The sequence below is a fragment of the Acinetobacter sp. YH12151 genome (genome assembly GCF_013418355.1).
Classification (GTDB): domain Bacteria; phylum Pseudomonadota; class Gammaproteobacteria; order Pseudomonadales; family Moraxellaceae; genus Acinetobacter; species Acinetobacter pseudolwoffii.
The window spans coordinates 51,308-68,666 of the sequence record NZ_VPCG01000016.1 but is presented as its reverse complement, the minus strand read 5'-3'; the positions used below and the strand labels follow the sequence as shown (position 1 = coordinate 68,666).

13 protein-coding genes and 1 tRNA gene are annotated in these 17,359 nt (G+C 43.5%); 10 read left to right on the top strand and 4 right to left on the bottom strand.

What is annotated here, in order from left to right; all coding sequences use genetic code 11:
- Positions 1-151: 151 nt before the first annotated feature.
- Genes FTU82_RS08025 through epmB form a run of 3 tightly spaced genes read right to left on the bottom strand, consistent with a single transcriptional unit; the run spans position 152 to position 5,076 of the window.
- Positions 152-2,317 (bottom strand): EAL domain-containing protein, encoded by a 2,166-nt coding sequence (locus FTU82_RS08025; RefSeq protein ID WP_180085792.1) that lies wholly within the window; start codon positions 2,315-2,317, stop codon positions 152-154.
- On the bottom strand, positions 2,299-4,044 hold the full coding sequence (locus tag FTU82_RS08020; protein ID WP_180000251.1) for a GTPase: 1,746 nt from the start codon (positions 4,042-4,044) through the stop codon (positions 2,299-2,301). The genes FTU82_RS08025 and FTU82_RS08020 overlap by 19 nt, the downstream gene beginning before the upstream one ends.
- Before the next feature lie 9 nt (positions 4,045-4,053).
- A complete protein-coding gene (gene epmB, locus FTU82_RS08015) occupies positions 4,054-5,076 on the bottom strand; it encodes an EF-P beta-lysylation protein EpmB (RefSeq protein ID WP_180085794.1) in 1,023 nt (340 codons plus the stop codon).
- 381 nt (positions 5,077-5,457) lie between these two features.
- Between epmB and efp the strand changes: the two genes are divergently transcribed.
- The 8 genes from efp (at position 5,458) to FTU82_RS07975 (ending at position 14,419) form a co-directional block, all read left to right on the top strand.
- Positions 5,458-6,027 (top strand): elongation factor P, encoded by a 570-nt coding sequence (gene efp, locus FTU82_RS08010; protein WP_005096501.1) that lies wholly within the window; start codon positions 5,458-5,460, stop codon positions 6,025-6,027.
- A 171-nt stretch (positions 6,028-6,198) separates the two neighbouring features.
- The gene (locus FTU82_RS08005) at positions 6,199-8,298 is read left to right on the top strand and encodes a carbon starvation CstA family protein (protein WP_180075748.1); all 2,100 of its coding nucleotides are present in this window, start codon (positions 6,199-6,201) and stop codon (positions 8,296-8,298) included.
- A 10-nt stretch (positions 8,299-8,308) separates the two neighbouring features.
- Complete coding sequence (locus FTU82_RS08000) at positions 8,309-8,611, top strand: YbdD/YjiX family protein (protein ID WP_180101221.1); 303 nt, start codon at positions 8,309-8,311, stop codon at positions 8,609-8,611.
- A gap of 431 nt (positions 8,612-9,042) precedes the next feature.
- A complete protein-coding gene (locus FTU82_RS07995; protein WP_005096506.1) occupies positions 9,043-10,005 on the top strand; it encodes a MoxR family ATPase in 963 nt (320 codons plus the stop codon).
- A gap of 12 nt (positions 10,006-10,017) precedes the next feature.
- Positions 10,018-10,923 (top strand): DUF58 domain-containing protein, encoded by a 906-nt coding sequence (locus FTU82_RS07990; protein WP_005171639.1) that lies wholly within the window; start codon positions 10,018-10,020, stop codon positions 10,921-10,923.
- Positions 10,924-10,936: 13 nt separating this feature from the next.
- Positions 10,937-12,928 (top strand): DUF3488 and transglutaminase-like domain-containing protein, encoded by a 1,992-nt coding sequence (locus tag FTU82_RS07985; protein ID WP_180085795.1) that lies wholly within the window; start codon positions 10,937-10,939, stop codon positions 12,926-12,928.
- 47 nt (positions 12,929-12,975) lie between these two features.
- Positions 12,976-13,052: transfer RNA gene (locus FTU82_RS07980), tRNA-Val, on the top strand.
- Between the two features lie 329 nt (positions 13,053-13,381).
- The gene (locus tag FTU82_RS07975) at positions 13,382-14,419 is read left to right on the top strand and encodes a metallophosphoesterase (protein ID WP_180085797.1); all 1,038 of its coding nucleotides are present in this window, start codon (positions 13,382-13,384) and stop codon (positions 14,417-14,419) included.
- An 88-nt stretch (positions 14,420-14,507) separates the two neighbouring features.
- On the opposite strand, the gene FTU82_RS07970 is transcribed toward FTU82_RS07975, so the two are convergent.
- Positions 14,508-14,930: an OsmC family protein gene (locus tag FTU82_RS07970; RefSeq protein ID WP_005171632.1), complete on the bottom strand. Its 423-nt coding sequence runs from the start codon at positions 14,928-14,930 to the stop codon at positions 14,508-14,510.
- A 147-nt stretch (positions 14,931-15,077) separates the two neighbouring features.
- On the opposite strand from FTU82_RS07970, the gene crp reads away from it, so the two are divergent.
- Positions 15,078-15,785, top strand: a complete 708-nt coding sequence (crp, locus tag FTU82_RS07965; protein WP_005171629.1) for a cAMP-activated global transcriptional regulator CRP — start codon at positions 15,078-15,080, stop codon at positions 15,783-15,785.
- 191 nt (positions 15,786-15,976) lie between these two features.
- Positions 15,977-17,026: an NADP(H)-dependent aldo-keto reductase gene (locus tag FTU82_RS07960; protein ID WP_180085799.1), complete on the top strand. Its 1,050-nt coding sequence runs from the start codon at positions 15,977-15,979 to the stop codon at positions 17,024-17,026.
- Positions 17,027-17,359 lie beyond the last annotated feature (333 nt).

Genomic DNA, 17,359 nt, shown 5'->3' with positions numbered 1-17,359 from the left:
TAAATCCTATAGAACAGATGTGGGCATGGGTTAAACGTAAGCGTAAAGAATGGTTGATCGACTCAGTCGATGAATTATTTCGAGTTTTTTTCGAATCCTGTATGGATAATAAAGTAGTTTGACTATAACCGCATGGCAGGCATATAACTATTTAATGCTCTTGTACATCAATCAGGTGATCGAGTTTTTTCTGGAAATAATCCCCTTGAATAAAGCGGGCATCAACATTCCAGGCATTGGCGAACAGGGTCATATCATTTAATTCGCGGACCAGAATATTCAGCGGTTTGATATCATTATAGCTGGTGATTTTTTCCTGCAGCTGCTCGACTCCAGTCTCGTTATTCAGCATCTGGGTCAAGCTGGAATGCAAGCTGACACCATCTATTTCCAGCTCACGCAGCAAATTCGGACCATACATCGATTGACCAAAATCACGCAGCGCAATCAGCGCGCCATGTTCATGCAGAACACGTAGATATTTCTGTGCATCCTGTTGATTCAGCAGAATATCTTCTTCTGAGAATTGCAGGATCAGCGGATGTCGGACTTTGCTGCGAATAATCGTAATCAGCTTGGAAATAAATTCCGGGAAGCTACGGTCTTTAAAGAGTACCGCACGGTTCAAATTCACGATTAATGTCGCATCCGGATACTGGGTAATAAAATTGTGTAACTGTTTACTGGCTTCAACCAGAATCCAGCGATCCAGTTTAATCGACAGCTCATCATCTTCATGTAGTTCAAGCAGTGTAGAAATATCCTGCCATTTATTCTCATAAATGAAGCCGCTGGTCACTTCATAAGTATAAAGACGGGTATCTTCTTTATCATACAACTGCTGATATTTTAAATGGATTTCACCACGATCCAGACATTCACTCAAAGCTTTCAGGATATGAGGTGTCGCCGCAGGAATAGAGCTGACTGCTGGACTGATCGCCGCAACTGTTGGGCTTTCGATTGGTGTCTCGGCCACACTAAAATCGATCTGCGGCATTTCTAGAGATGGCGGGTTACTCAGTGAAGCAGGAATATCCAGTACAAATTCAGGTGCTACTTCTGCTTGAGGTAAAGACGTAGAAAAGGCTCGTGCAATCAGTTCATTGCAGTGCGCTTCATCATTTAAACCCTGTTCCAGAACCACATAACCCATGCGTAAATTGAGCGGGAACGAATTTTGTCCCACTGTCACTAATTGTGGCTTGCTGAGTGCATTTAATCCGATCAGTTTGGATTCAAGAATTGCTTTGGAATCTGCCTGGAACAGACCGACAAGGACGTCATATTCCAGCTTGAATAATGGAACATGGGTTTGTTCTTTGAGGAATTCTTTAACAGCTTTGAAATATCCACTAAACGTCGTCCACTCAGACTGTAGAATTTCTGGTTCATAGGAACTTAAAGAGAAAGTTACTATGGCATTTACAGGTGCGGACTGTTTGGTTATTTCACGTTTAAGGAGCTGGAAAGTACTCGGTTTTCCGGCCGGCTTCTCGGTATTGCCTGCTTGAGCCTGAGTATCAATAGTAATTTGTAGTGCATCTTCTTCAGCGCTGGATGGCAAGAATTCCAGTTTTAATGGGTTAGATGCGGCGACACGCGGATTAAGAGAGTGGATTTCAACCCGGCCTAAATCGACCTGGCCTTGAGAAATCTTTTTGAAACGTGTTTTAAAGTCGTTTAGATCAGAAGGTTGTAATAGATCTAGCAGCGGCAGGCCAATAATCTCGTCTTCACTTTGTAAGCCAAACAGTTTCAGATAGTCTGCATTGGCCTGAATATGAATCCCTTCTTGAATGGTTGCGATGGCACGGTTACTATCTTCGACTAAGGATTGTGTCTGACTTTGTGCTGCTTCCAGTTCATTGAGCAAATGTTGCTGGGTCTGCGATACACGGCTAAATGACAATGCCCGAACCAGTCCCACATAAAAGCGTTCCAGGTAGTCAAAATTGAGAATGTCATAAATTCCTTTATGAATATACTGGGCATAGTGTTCAGCCTGATAGTCATCCGGTTTAAGCAAAATCATCGGCAGATGAGACTGCTGGGAAAGACGCACCAGACTTAAGGCCTGTTCATATTTCAGATCATAAGCACGGCCAAAGATAATCAGATCCCAGTTAAAATTTAACTGTTTTTCAAAAGATTGCAAATCATCAAGCAGGACAGCATCGACCTGATAGTCATTGCTGGTCAGAAGATCACGGATTTGGTTATATCTAATTTGATTATCATCAATAATCAGTAAACGTGTTTCGGTACGTTTTAACTTTTTAGACAATAATGGATTTCTCACTTCAATGCTTCCCATAAATCATGATTTCTGCTTTCATTCATGTGCTGACCGATAAAGTTTTCTATCATTTCTTCTTCTTGATCATTCAATAATTCATAATCAAAACGGATAAAACTCTGCGTAATCAGTTGTGCTTTGGTCAGATAGATTTTTAATTCTTTCTGACCGAGGCGTAAATGAATGGTTTGTTTTTCCCTAAACATCTGTGAACCAGAGACAATCACACTGGTCGTGACCTGATCCAGTTGCGTCATTTTTACCAGCAGTGCAGGCTGATAATTGACATGATGGCGTTCGGTACGGCTATAAGCCGCGCAAGGGAATAATTCCTGAGCCAGAACTTCCAGACCAATTTCCAGACTCTTGTCGGTCGATTGCTTGATCCAGCGAATCACACCACCACGCCACTGACGCTGTGATTTTTCCTGAACCAGAATAAATTCACCGGTTTTCAGATTGGCAGGGGTAATACCAGTCCATTTAATCCGGTAACCATTGACACTAATATCCAGAACTTCAGCACTATGAATCTGTTTGGTTTCGCGATCGAGGGCCTTGATGCTGCTAAAACCACTTGGAATGGCATTTTCCATTGAGCTGACAAAACTGCTTTCACTCTGGAAGTTATAATTGGCCTCAAGTTCCAGGGTCTCGTTAAAGTTTTTACCTTTGGATAGATAAAAATGTGCCACCGTCAAGCCAAAGCAGATATTGATCTGGGCTGAATATTCATAACGTTCGTGACGGCGTTCGATATTATTCGAGAGCAGATTATAGATATGAAAATGTAGTGCAGGGGTCAGGAACAGTTTTTCATTACGCGACAGATACTGGGCATTTTTGCTTTGAGTATGGGTCAAATGTTCCATCAGATTCTGGGTGGAAATATAGAAGCTTGGCTGAAAATTTTCACCCTGATGCGAATTAAAGATCGGGGGGTGATCTTTGCTGGCATCCACCACATAGCGGGACAGTGTGGTTTCTTTCGGTAGAATCTGCACCAGTTTGGCCCAGTCAAAACTGCATAGGTACAGCCCCTGAATTTCTGCAGGGCGAATCTGATGGGTATTAAAAATATCCAGTAAAATCAGTTGAGCATAAGCATGTGCAATATTCTGGATCTCGTGCTGGGTGCCTAAAACCTGATTGATATTGCTTTGGTAGAAATTATTTTCGATTGCACATTCAAGCAGTTGATGTGCAGCCAACCATTGCCCCATATCCGGTGTGCTGTATAACATATGCTGTTGATATAACAGCAGGCTGAGCTGTTGCAAAGCATAATAAATCGACACCATACGCGCGGTTTGAATGCTTTTCTTTTTACCCAGAGAAAACAGGGAAAATTTTTGATGGGTCAGTTGATGATTACAGCGTTTGACGATATCAATATAAATTTTGGCAAAATGGCTACGCAGCAGCATGGCCAGTTCAATGATTTGATCGTTACGATCCGAAGTAATCAGCCCCTGATTGACAAAATGCTTTTCCAGACTGGTCAGAACATTTTCAAGGGTCGGATGCAAGACCTGAATCAGGTCAAAGCGCAGGGTTTCTGTGCATTTCAGCTCAGAAATTTCTAATAAGGCATTAAACAGGGATTTGGATGAATTTCCCAGTTGCAAAATTGAAATACCGGAAACCCACTCTTGCAAAGCTTTGGCAGTCGTCGGGCAAAAGCTCAGCTGATCCCGTGTGAGTTCCGTCGGTGTCTGAAAAATGTCGGACGTATGCTTGCTCATCTTTATTATTTAACTCAAAAATGTTGAAACCCCAAAAAGCGGTGTCTTATTGTTCTCGCCCGCTATTTCTCGAACCAGTTTAGGAACCAAATACCCCGGAAGGTTCGCTAAAACTTCAGTATAAATCTCATAAATGTCATCAGGTGGTAAATCAAAATGATGTGCACCTTTTACTTTATCAAGTACATGTAAATAATACGGCATCACCCCGGCATCAAACAAGCGATAGCTTAAATCTGTCAAAACCTGAGCAGAATCATTCACACCTTTTAATAAAACTGCCTGATTCAGCACAGTAATCTGTTGTTGAACCAGTTGGTTTAAACGCTTGCAAGTGAAGTCATCCAGCTCCGATGCATGGTTTGAGTGTACCACCAGAATAATACGTAGCCTACTGTTTTTTAACATGCTAAGTAGCTCTTCGTCGACTCGGTTGGGGATCACAATAGGAACTCGTGAATGTATTCTTAAGAATTTGAGATGTGGTACTGATTCTAGTCGTTCAATCCAGGTTTTTAATTTCCGGTTCGATAAGGTCAGTGGATCACCACCGCTCAGAATTACTTCATTAATATCGGGCTGGCTTTCCAGATATTGCTTGATATTTATCCAGTCTTCGTTTTTAGGCAGATTTTCCTGATAGGGGAAATGTCGACGGAAACAATAACGGCAATGCACGGCACAGGCACCAGTCAAGGTCAGCAAGAAACGGGATTTATATTTGTGCAGTACGCCGGGTTGCTGATTGGCCTGTTCTTCGCCCAAGGGATCGGTAACAAATCCTGGATGTTCTTCCAGTTCCAGATGATGGGGCAGCACTTGTAAAAGCAGGGGGTCTAAAGGATTGCCTGACTGTATTTTGCCGACAAAAGCACGTGGCACGCGTAATTTGAACTGTTCACTGGCCAAAATGGCACCTGAGAGCAGTTGCTCTGGTGCAAGTTGCAGTACTTCAAGCAGTTCGCGTGGATCAGTGATCAGGTCGCTGAGCTGTGATTGCCAGTTTTGTTCTTGATATAAATAGTTTGTCATGCTGGAAGATTAACAGTAGAAGTGGGAGGGCAAGGCCAGAGGGTTGCAGTTTAACAGTTTGTCGAGAACCAGAATAATCTGCTGTGCGATAAAATTTGTCGTCATGACTATATGTCAAAAATGATGACAGCCGGATGGCATTTTAGCGTCCAGCAAGACATGAATAAACAAAGGATTTTCATGCCTGATGCTAACTTAGGCAGTGTGAAGGGCTGAAAGCGGAATTTTTCATTGCGGCGAGCGCCATTGCTCATTTAGAATACGTAACATTAAATGAATGTGCATGTGGCAACTTAATGTTCGTGTCAGACTTGCTAAATGACATTGCAACAGCCCTTAGCATCGATAGATTAAAGTTAGTAAGTTTGGAGTGCGCCAGTCATGGCCTATTATTCTACGAATGATTTCAAGTCAGGCCTTAAGGTTATGCTTGATGGCAACCCATGTTCAATCATGGAAAACGAATACGTAAAACCAGGTAAAGGCCAAGCTTTTAACCGCGTAAAATTACGTAACCTTAAATCAGGTAAAGTTCTGGAAAAAACTTTCAAATCAGGCGAGAACCTAGAAGCGGCTGATATCGTTGAAGTAGAAATGGAATACTTGTACAACGATGGCGAAATGTGGAACTTCATGGATCCTGTTACCTTTGAACAGATCGCAGCTGATAAAACAGCGATGAGCGAGGCTGCAAAATGGTTAAAAGACGATTCAAATGAAAAATGTACCATCATGTTGTTCAATGGCGTGCCTTTAAACGTGACTCCACCGAACTTCGTAGTACTTAAAATCGTTGAAACTGATCCAGGTGTTCGTGGTGATACTTCTGGCGGTGGCGGTAAGCCGGCGAAACTTGAAACAGGTGCTGTGGTACGTGTTCCATTATTCGTACAGCAAGAAGAAAGCGTTCGTGTAGACACCCGTACTGGTGATTATTTAGAACGTGCATAATGGTTTGAAAATAGACTATTATCGAGAGGGATGATTTAAATCATCCCTTTTTTTATGCCAAAGTCTTAGAGGAAAAGCAAAAGAACAGGCGTAAAGTCGCAAGGGAAAACAGCAGTACCTCGAACAACAACAATCACGCTGATTTGTATGCATCACAATATGAGGGATTGAATGGAAACTTTACAAAAGAAGTCGACGCTGACTTCGAAATTGATTTGGCTTTTGGTAGCCATTGTGGGTGCAGTCTCCTTTGGAGTGCTGGCCCTGAGTCGGGGTGAGCATGTCAATGCAGTCTGGCTGGTACTGGCAGCTGCCTGTGTCTATAGCATTGCTTACCGTTTCTATAGCCTGTTTATTGCCACCAAAGTATTTGAGCTGAATGAACGCCGTTTAACCCCTGCGCATCGTCTGGCCGATGGTCTGGACTATGTGCCAACCAATAAAAGTGTTTTGTTTGGCCATCACTTTGCTGCAATTGCCGGTGCAGGCCCGCTGGTCGGTCCGATCCTGGCCGCGCAAATGGGTTATTTGCCCGGAACCATCTGGCTCTTGGTCGGTGTAGTACTGGCCGGTGCGGTACAGGATTTTCTGGTGCTGTTTATTTCGACCCGTCGTGACGGTCGTTCACTCGGTGAAATGGCCAAGCAGGAACTCGGCACCTTTGCCGGTATTATCGTCATGCTGGGTGCCTTGGGTGTAATGATTATCATCCTGGCTGTACTGGCACTGGTGGTCGTCAAAGCCTTGACCAATAGTCCGTGGGGTGTGTTCAGTATTGCTGCCACGATTCCGATTGCGATCTTTATGGGCGTGTATATGCGTTTTATCCGTCCGGGTAAAATTGCAGAAGTCTCGATTATTGGTTTTGTATTGATGATGCTCGGGATCATCTACGGTGAAAACATCGCGCAACATCCGTACTGGGGGCCGTTCTTCACACTATCGGGAACTGAGCTGACCTGGGCATTGATTATCTATGGATTTATTGCATCAGTATTGCCGGTGTGGCTGTTGCTTGCACCACGTGACTATCTATCCACTTTCTTGAAAATTGGTGTAATTGCGGGTCTGGCGATTGGTATTCTGTTTGCCATGCCTGAAATGAAACTGCCAGCGGTGACCAAGTTTATTGATGGTACAGGCCCGGTATTTGCAGGCTCCATGTTCCCATTCCTGTTTATTACCATTGCCTGTGGTGCTATTTCCGGTTTCCACGCCTTGGTCTCTTCGGGAACGACACCGAAACTGGTCAATAACGAACGCGATATCCGTGTGATCGGTTATGGCGGTATGTTGATGGAATCTTTTGTGGCGATCATGGCTTTGATCTGTGCCGCAGTTCTGGATCCGGGAATTTATTTTGCGATTAACTCGCCAGCCGCCTTACTCGGGACTACCGCAGAAAGTGCGGCAGAAGCAGTGCGTACCCTTGGTTTTGTGGTAACTCCTGAAGCCTTGACTTTATTGGCTCAAGAAGTCGGTGAAAACTCGATTCTGTCACGTACAGGTGGTGCACCGACTTTTGCGATTGGTATGGCGCATATCATCACGGAAATTTTTAATAGCCGTGAAATGATGGCGTTCTGGTATCACTTTGCGATTCTGTTTGAAGCTCTATTCATTCTGACAGCGGTAGATGCCGGTACGCGTGCCTGTCGCTTTATGGTGCAGGATACAGTCGGCATCGTGATTCCTGCGGTGAAAAACTCGCATAATTTCTTTGGTAACTTGCTGGGTACTGCGGTTGCAGTCGCAGGTTGGGGCTTCTTCGTCTATCAGGGCGTGGTCGATCCACTCGGCGGCATTAACAGCTTATGGCCGCTATTTGGTATTGGTAACCAGATTCTGGCTGCGATGGCGCTCATTCTCGGTACAGTCATTCTGTTCAAAATGAAAAAACAGAAATATGTCTGGGTCACCATTATCCCGACCGTTTTCCTGTTCATTACTTCCATGACTGCCGGCTGGCAGAAGATTTTCCACGAAAATCCGAAGATTGGTTTCCTGGCACAAGCTGATCGTTTCAATACGGCCATCGCCAATAATGAAATCCTGGCGCCGGCTAAAAGTATTGCAGAAATGCAGACTGTGGCCATGTCGAATCAGATTAATGCCGCACTTTGTGCCTTTTTTATGATCGTTGCTTTTGTGATGCTGTTCGCCGCGATTCGCGTGATTCGTCGTGCTTTAGCAGATCCGAATCCTTCTGTGCATGAAGCGGAAGCCATCTATCGCGATCCTGAAGACATTCAGCCAGCGAAAGGTCATTAAGGAGAGTCTTATGAATCTGAAATTTGCCAAAAGCGGAAAAACCATGATTTATAAAATCATCAAAATGACCGTGATGTCACAAAAGGATTTGATTCTGAATCCGAAAAACTGGTCACGTATTGCGACCTTGTGGCAACGCTTGCAGCAAAGTTTCCGCCTGATGGTTGGGGTGCCAGATTACCAGACCTATGTGGAGCATATGCGCAAGCATCATCCAGACCTGGAAGCGATGGACCCGAAAACATTTTATCGTCACTGTGTGGATTCGCGTTATCCATCGGCAGGCAGTGGGATGAAGAAATGTCCGTGTTAATTTTTGAGTAAAACAAGCGCCTTTCGAGGCGCTTTTTTATGCCTAAATATCGGTCTTAAAAATGGCCGAGCGAATGACCTCTCATTTCATTCACTCAGTTGTTTCAGAATATTCTTGATTCAAATCCAGGATAAAAATAAATCTGCATACCTTTTAAGTATGGTGTTTTAACTATCATAAATAAAATGTATACGAGGTATTAATACTCGCACTCGAAGAAAAAATGATTTCTTCTTGAACCGGTTTTTTTGCCTGTTTTCTATGTTGCCATTTTCTCCGTACTTGATAAAACCCACCTATTTTTATTTGAATTTTCGCCATTTTGTCGCGGGTATTCTCATTCAGTTACACAGATAGAGAATTGATCTTTTGGGGAAATTAAAATTTCAGTGTATGTTAATCCTAGACCGTGTTTTATTAGGAAAATTAGTGTGATCTGGGGCATGAAACAAAAGGAAAATAACGATACTGCACATCTCAATACTGTGCTTGAACAAAAGATTGCAAGTTATGCGCCCAAGATCCAGCATTTTTTTGAAGAGGTCAATGCCATCGTACTGGACAAGCAGGCCCAGACCAAGTTGGCGCTGTGCTGTCTGATTGCAGGTGGTCATGTTCTATTTGAGGATTTACCGGGTCTGGGGAAAACCACATTGGCGAGTAGTCTGGCACATCTGGCAGGGTTGAAGTTCCAGCGGATTCAATTTACCAACGATATGCTGGCCAGCGATGTCATCGGTATTAATATGTTTAACCAGAAAGAACATCAGTTCGAGTTTAAACAAGGCCCGATTTTCACCCAGATTTTACTGGCAGATGAAATTAACCGTTGTAGCCCCAAAACCCAGAGTGCCTTACTTGAAGCCATGGAAGAGGGTTATGCCACCATTGATGGCGTACGCTATGCCTTGCCAAAACCATTCTGGGTGATTGCCACACAGAACCCACTGTTTCAAAGCGGCACTTATGCCTTGCCGGAATCGCAGCTGGATCGTTTTCTGATGCGTTTGTCTTTGGGTTATCCATCGCGTCATGCCGAGAAGCTGTTATTACAGCAGGAATCCCGTTTTGCCCTGATTGCCAGTCTGGCGCATATTTTTACTGAAGATGAAATTCTGGATCTGCAAAGTCTGGCGCATCAGGTCTTTATGAGTGAAGCGATTCAGGAATATCTGCTGGATCTGGCGGAAGAAACCCGCAAGAACCGTCATGGCCTGTCCACCCGTGGTTTATTGGCACTCAAGCGTGCAGCACAAGCGCATGCGCTGATTCAGCAACGTGCCTTTGTCACAGCGGATGACGTACAGGCCGTATTTGTGGCGGTGACTTCACATCGTCTGGGTTTGAGTGAAGCTGAAACTTTGAATGTCATGCAACAGGTTGCGGTCAGCTAAAGGAGTCCTCTCTTGGATAAAACCTGGCAAGAATGGCTGGCCAAACGCTTTCAATTTTCACAGCAGAAACAGCTCTCGCAGAAAGACGTCTTGGTATTTATTTATCAGCAGGGCTATCTGTATCTGGTGTTGATCTTGATCACCTTTGTGGCAGGGGTGAATTATGCCAACAATCTGATTTTAGGTTTCTGCTTTTTAATCAGTGCTGTGCTGTGTATCAGTTTTTATCTGACGTTTAAGCAGCTGCATGGCTTGAAGATTGAATTAATCGCGGATGAAGTGGGGCAGGTCGGACACAGTCTGAATCTGCAAATGTATTTTCAGCAGCAGCAAGTTCGACCACATTATTTGTATATTAAAGCTGGAAATCAGCTACACAAAGTTTATCTGAATGCACAGAAGCAGCAGTTTATCCTGCCATTTTATGCAGAGCAACGCGGTAAATTTGATTATCCCGTCATTCAAATATATTCGGTTTATCCTTTTGGATTGGTTCGGGCCTGGACTTATCTTTATCATCAGCATACTGCCTGGGTTGCGCCCAAAGCAGAAGTTTTTAGCGCAGAAAATAGATACCATCTGAACCGCTTTGAACCAGATATGGATGAATTTCGCGAACTGCGAAATTACCAGACTGGCGATTCCTTGCAGTCGGTATCCTGGAAGCAGTTTGCCCGAGGACAGGGCTTATATGTCAAGGTTTTTGAGCAGTATCAGGATGAACACAGTATCGAGATTCATTATGAACATATGCCGACGCAATCACATGAAGAAAAACTTGAATTTATGATGGGACTGATCGAGCAATGCGAGCAACAACAATGTGCTTATGCACTGCATTTGCCCCAAGCCGAATTGCCACAGGGTGCAGGTGAAGCGCAACTGCGTAAAGCCAAACAGTTATTGGCACAGGCCTAAGGCAGATAAAGCAATGATCAATGCAAAAATCCATACTTCGATTGTACTGACCTTGAGCCTGATTCTCATCGCCCAAATGGCATTTATTCCGGTCTTACTCAGCATTATTTTCGCCATCAGTATTCTGTGTATCTGGATTTATCTGAAACGTCAGCAGCCATTTCCTAAAATTGGCACCTTCTTGCTCACAGTTTTGGCACTGGGCAGTATTTATTTAAGTTATCAGAGCTTTATTGGTGTTGAAGCTGGAGTGGCAGTTTTATCGACATTTTTATTTGCCAAATCACTGGAAAGTAAAAACAGGCGTGACTTAATTATTTTGTTTAATTTTGCCCTGTTTGTCGCTGCCAGTTCATTTTTATACAGTCAGTCATTTGGCATGGCGATCGTGATTGTGCTGTGTTTAATCAGCTGTCTGATTGGCCTGTACCGGATTCAGACCAGCGAGTTTGAGCAGGAGCAGACCACCCAGCGTGCAGCATTACAACAGGATGCCAAGCATGTAGCGAAGTTTATCCTGTACGCCATTCCATTTTTCCTGCTGCTGTTTATTTTCTTCCCGCGTTTGCCACCACTTTGGCATATTCCCATCCCAGAAAATAAAGGCGTGACCGGTATTAGCGACAGCATGTCGCCTGGTGATATTGCTGAATTATCGCAGTCTAGTGCATTGGCTTTCCGGATTATCGGTGATGTCAGCAAACTCCCACCGCGTTCAGAGCTGTATTGGCGCGCCTTGGTACTGGATGAATATGATGGTCAACGCTGGACCAGCAGCTTCGTCAATCAGCAACCTTTAATGCGACAGCCCATGGATAGCTCGCCAGTGCCGGTTGGATGGAACTATCAATATCTGGCTGCGGATCCTTCGGTGTTCTGGATCATGGGGCTGGAAAAATCGATACCTGTAGAGCGCCGTTATTATAACCGTCAGGACTGGAGTATTGTACCGCGACGACTCACGCAACGCGTTGAACCGATTCCGCTGCAGTGGATGGGGACACAATATGATCCTCAGGCTGTAGGTCAATATCTTGCGCGAATCAATACCCAGGTACAGCGCAGATTGGATCCTCAAGCGCAGCAGCTGGCACAACGCCTATATATGCAAAGTGCTGAAGATCCACGCCGTTATGTGCAGAACGTTCTCAACTGGTATCAGCAGAATAACTTTGTTTATACCCTGAAACCGGGCCAGTTGGGACAAAACCGGATTGATGAATTTCTATTTAACTCCCGGCAAGGGTTTTGTGAGCATTATGCATCGAGTTTCGTCATGCTGATGCGTTATGTCGGGATTCCTGCACGTGTGGTGACTGGTTATCAGGGTGGGGAACTGGCACCGGATCGTAAGAGTTGGGAAGTCCGGCAACTGGATGCTCATGCCTGGACAGAAGTCTGGTTAGATCAGAAATGGCAGCGCTTTGATCCGACCGCCATGATTGCGCCGCAACGTATAGATGGCGGAATGCAAAACCTGCTGTCTCAAGATGAAAGAGTCTGGTCAAATAATTCGACCTGGACATCGCAGAATAATCAGTGGATGACCAAGATGCGGGTCTGGAGCGATTATGCCAGCTACCAGTGGCAAAGCAAGGTGGTGGGTTATAATGCAGAATCGCAACAGAACTGGCTATCAAAATTAGGTCTGAGTTCGGTTTATTCGAGTATTGTGGTTTTGCTCGGCAGTATTGCATTACTGATTCTAGCTTATATATTAAGAATTTATCTAAAAGCCCGACAGGCTCAATCCCCATTTGATCGTGCTATCCAACAGTTGAATCAATCTTTAGCTGACGATCTCAAAAAACAGCCTGCTGAAACTTTTCATCACTGGATGCAGCGTTTATCCCAACAGGTTAAGGTCGAAAATCAGTCTGCATTTATAGAGGCAATCCGGATTTTTGAAAAGTATCTTTATTCAGGAGCAGAACTTACTGATCAAGAATTGAAAAAATTCAAGGATTTGCTTAAAACTTGTGCTGACAGTTTGAAAATCAAATGAAAAGACTTGTCTTCAGTCAGAAAAATTTATAATATGCCATACATTCTAGGTGTATAGCTCAGTTGGTTAGAGCGCTACGTTGACATCGTAGAGGTCTCCAGTTCGAGTCTGGATATACCTACCAAGATTCAAAAAAGCCCATTCAAAGAATGGGCTTTTTTATGACTTAATTTTAATGTAATAAATTTAATTGTTTCATAAAGTCCAGCCTGCACTCAAAAATACAAAAAAATAGCAGGACTAAACTCTTAAAGCATATAAGGATTATGTCTGGTATTTTTTAGGTCATTTTAAAATCAAGATAAAATATATTTTATAAAAAACCTTTATTTAAACCTGACATATTTTAACTGAACTATTTAAAGTATCTAGTGTTCTGTATTCCGATCTAAAAAAATTTAAAGCATACTCCAAGGATGTTCATCTGGCTTCATTTTAACTCAGGATGCATAAGTGAAATATTCATTTATACAACAGGCTTTCACTGGCCCCGTGGATATCGTTGGGGATATTCATGGCGAGATTGCAGCACTGGAACAACTGATTCATGTATTGGGTTATGACCGGCACGGTCGTCATCCTGAACAGCGTAAACTGATTTTTGTTGGTGATCTGTGTGATCGGGGGCAGGATAGTGTCGCGGTGATCAAGCGGGTCAAACAGCTAGTAGATGAAGGCTATGCACAATGTGTCATTGGCAATCATGAATTGAACCTGTTGACCGATACTTTTCGGGAAGGCAATGGCTGGTTTTTTGGTTCACCGCATCAGGATGATCTGAAACCTTTTGATTCCATACAGGCTTCAGCCACAGACCGTAAGTGGATTCTGGATTTTTTAAATCGCTTGCCGGTGGCGCTCGAGTCTGAGCAGCTGCGTGTGGTACATGCCTGCTGGCATCAGCAATCCATTGATCGATTACGTGATTCTCATTTCAATTCGCTCAGAGAAGCCTATGCTAAATTCGTTGAGCATACAGCGCTGGATTTGCAAGCCTTAGGTATTAATGAATTAATACAGAATGAACAGCAACAATACCAACACCAGTTCAAAGACCCAGCTGCAACTTTACCTTTATTGCAACACCTCGCAGAAAAAGAGCTGCGTGAGCAGATGCATAATCCAATTCGGGTCATCACTTCAGGTGCAGAACAGATCGCGGTGCAACCCATTTACGCCGGTGGCCGATGGCGTATGATCGATCGGTTGCCATGGTGGGACAGTTATACCGATCAAATTCCAGTGATTACCGGACATTATTGGCGGAATTTTAAACCCACTGAAGAAAAAACCGGTTTACTCAAATCGATCGATGCACTGCAATGGTATGGACAACAGCAAAACGTATTTTGTGTAGACTATTCAGTGGGTAAACGATATCTCGATTGTCAACAGGGCATTGCGTTCAGACATCGGCTGGGTGCTTTAAGATTTCCAGACAATATTCTGATCTTTGAAGATGGCACCCATTACCTGGTTCAAGGGACTTAATCAGATAGAGTCTTCAGAAATTTTTCCCGGCAATTTGTTGGGATAAAAAAGCAGCCATTCAGGCTGCTATTTTTAGAAGATTGCAAGTTTATTCTGCTTCGATAATTTCATAATCATGGGTAATTTCAACGCCGCCATCCGAAAGCATTTTGCTGGCAGAGCAATACTTTTCTGCAGAAAGTTCTACGGCTTTTGCCACCTGTTTCTCTTTAATGGCTTTGCCTGTCACGACAAAATGTAAGTGAATTTTCGTGAAAACTGCCGGAATTGTATCCGCACGTTCAGCCTTTAACTCACAACGTACATCGCTAATATCCTGACGGGCTTTCTTCAAAATGGTCACAATATCAAAAGATGCACAGCCACCCAGACCGGTTAAAAGGAGTTCCATTGGACGGGGACCACGGTTTTCACCGCCATATTCCGCTGAACCATCCATAATGATGGTATGACCACTTTGAGTTTTTGCTTCAAAAGCAACATTCTCTAACCAATGAACGCTTGTTTGCATTGCAACTACCTAAAAAAAGCTATAAATTTGTCAAGTAACTGTACACTAACATAAATTGGGTTGATACGGAATTTCAATCCCACTGTGTGACAAGTTCACATTAGGTCTTGTGCGATCTATACATTATCCATATTCGGAACCGTAAGCATGACTTCAAACTTTTCACAATTAAGCACAGATGCGCTTTCTCCGGGGCAATTACCAGAATCCGTGAAAGCACTGTTAAAACGTGCATATATTAATCGTTATCCAAAACGTACTACGATCATTGATGCAGGATCAGAATCTAAATCTTTGTATTTGATTTTGAAGGGGTCTGTATCCATCATTCTTCGTGAAGATGATGATCGTGAGATTGTCGTGGCATATTTAAATCCAGGTGACTTTTTTGGGGAAATGGGTTTATTTGAGGTAAATCCACAACGTACTGCAGAAGTTCGTACACGTGATGTGTGTGAAATTGCTGAAATCACCTATGAAAATTTTCATGAAATCAGCAAGCAATATCCTGATCTGAGCTATGCGGTATTTGCTCAGCTGGTACGCCGTCTGAAAAATACCACACGTAAAGTGACTGATCTGGCATTCATTGATGTTTCAGGCCGTATTGCACGTTGCCTGATCGACTTGTCTTCTCAGCCTGAGGCGATGATTTTACCAAATGGCCGTCAGATTCGTATTACCCGTCAGGAAATTGGCCGTATTGTCGGTTGTTCCCGCGAAATGGTCGGCCGTGTACTGAAGACACTTGAAGAACAGGGTATGATTGAAACTGATGGTAAAGCCATTCTGATTTTCGATGTTTCTCTGGAGGAGCCAGAAACGGTCAGTGCCGGTGAGCTCGAAGACGAATAAGTCAAAAATAAAAAAAAGCAAATCTTCTGATTTGCTTTTTTTATCCCTACTTTAAAAGCACAAATTCATTCGAACATAACAATTTGGCACAAGCTTTTTAGAAAAGATAATTTAAGTCCCCTTATCATTCCGATAGGCTAGAGCGCATGTGATCGCAATAAACGACCGATAAATTTTAAGGATATTTTTTTATGCAGTTCAGACCATTGGCAGATACAGGCATTCTTTTGCCGGAAATTTGTTTGGGCACCATGACATTTGGTGAGCAAAACACACAGGAAGAGGCTTTTCAGCAACTGGATTATGCTTTGGATCAGGGACTGTATTTCTGGGATACTGCTGAAATGTACCCGGTACCGCCAAAACCTGAAACGCAAGGTGCAACCGAGCGTATGATTGGTAACTGGATTGCCTCTCGCGGTGGCCGTGACCAACTTTTTCTGGCCTCAAAAATTGCCGGTCCTTCACAAGGCGGCAGTCATATCCGGGATGGCAGAACCCGTTTCGTTGCAGATGAAATTGCATCAGCGATTGACCAGTCCTTGGCACGTCTGCAAACCGATTATATCGATTTATATCAGCTGCACTGGCCGCAACGTCCAACTAATTTCTTTGGCAAGCTGGGCTATGGTAATGTAGAAGCGGCAGAAGATCGTGCAGTAACAGATCTGGAAGAAACCTTAACCGCTTTACATCAAGAGATTCAAAAAGGCCGCATTCGTTATATCGGCCTGTCCAATGAAACCCCATGGGGCACCATGAAATTTTTACATCTGGCTGAAAAACTTGGTTTATCTAAGTTTGTCAGTGTGCAAAATCCCTATAGCTTATTGAATCGTACTTATGAAATGGGCATGTCAGAAATTGCCAAATACGAAGGTGTAGGCCTGTTGGCTTATTCACCTTTGGCATTCGGTTATCTGACCGGTAAATTCCGTCATGGTGCGCGTCCTGCCAATGCTCGGGTTACTTTATATTCGCGCTTTAGCCGCTATAGCAATCCGGAAAGTGAATGGGCGACCGAACAATATGCACAACTGGCCGAGCAGCATGGTCTGACTTTGACGCAATTGGCTTTGGCCTTTATCAAACAGCAGTTCTTTGTAACCAGTACTATTATTGGGGCCACCAATCTGGATCAGTTAAAAGAAAATATTCAGGCCTTTGAAATCGATTTATCTGAAGACGTACTGAAAGGTATTGAAGCGATTCACTGTCAGCAGCCAAATCCGGCTCCATAATTTTTATCGTTATTTAGACGCACCCTTGATTGAGGGTGTTTTTTTATTGTTGATTACACGCTTATTTTAATGAAAAAGAGTATGGGAAAGGATCGTCAAATCCGCATAATTAAAACATCATCCATAAAAGATGCTCTTATAAAAATGAATCATGAAACTACTTTGTCCCAAACAAAAGTATGAGCGAAAGCCATACGGAAGTTGCTGAACTAATTTTTCTTTATCAGTGATAAGGCCATTAATCACCTCGAGTATTGATTCAAACTGAACAGAAACTCTCTGAAGTTCTTCATTTGGTAGAAGGGTTAGGACAGCATATGTAAGCCAATTTTG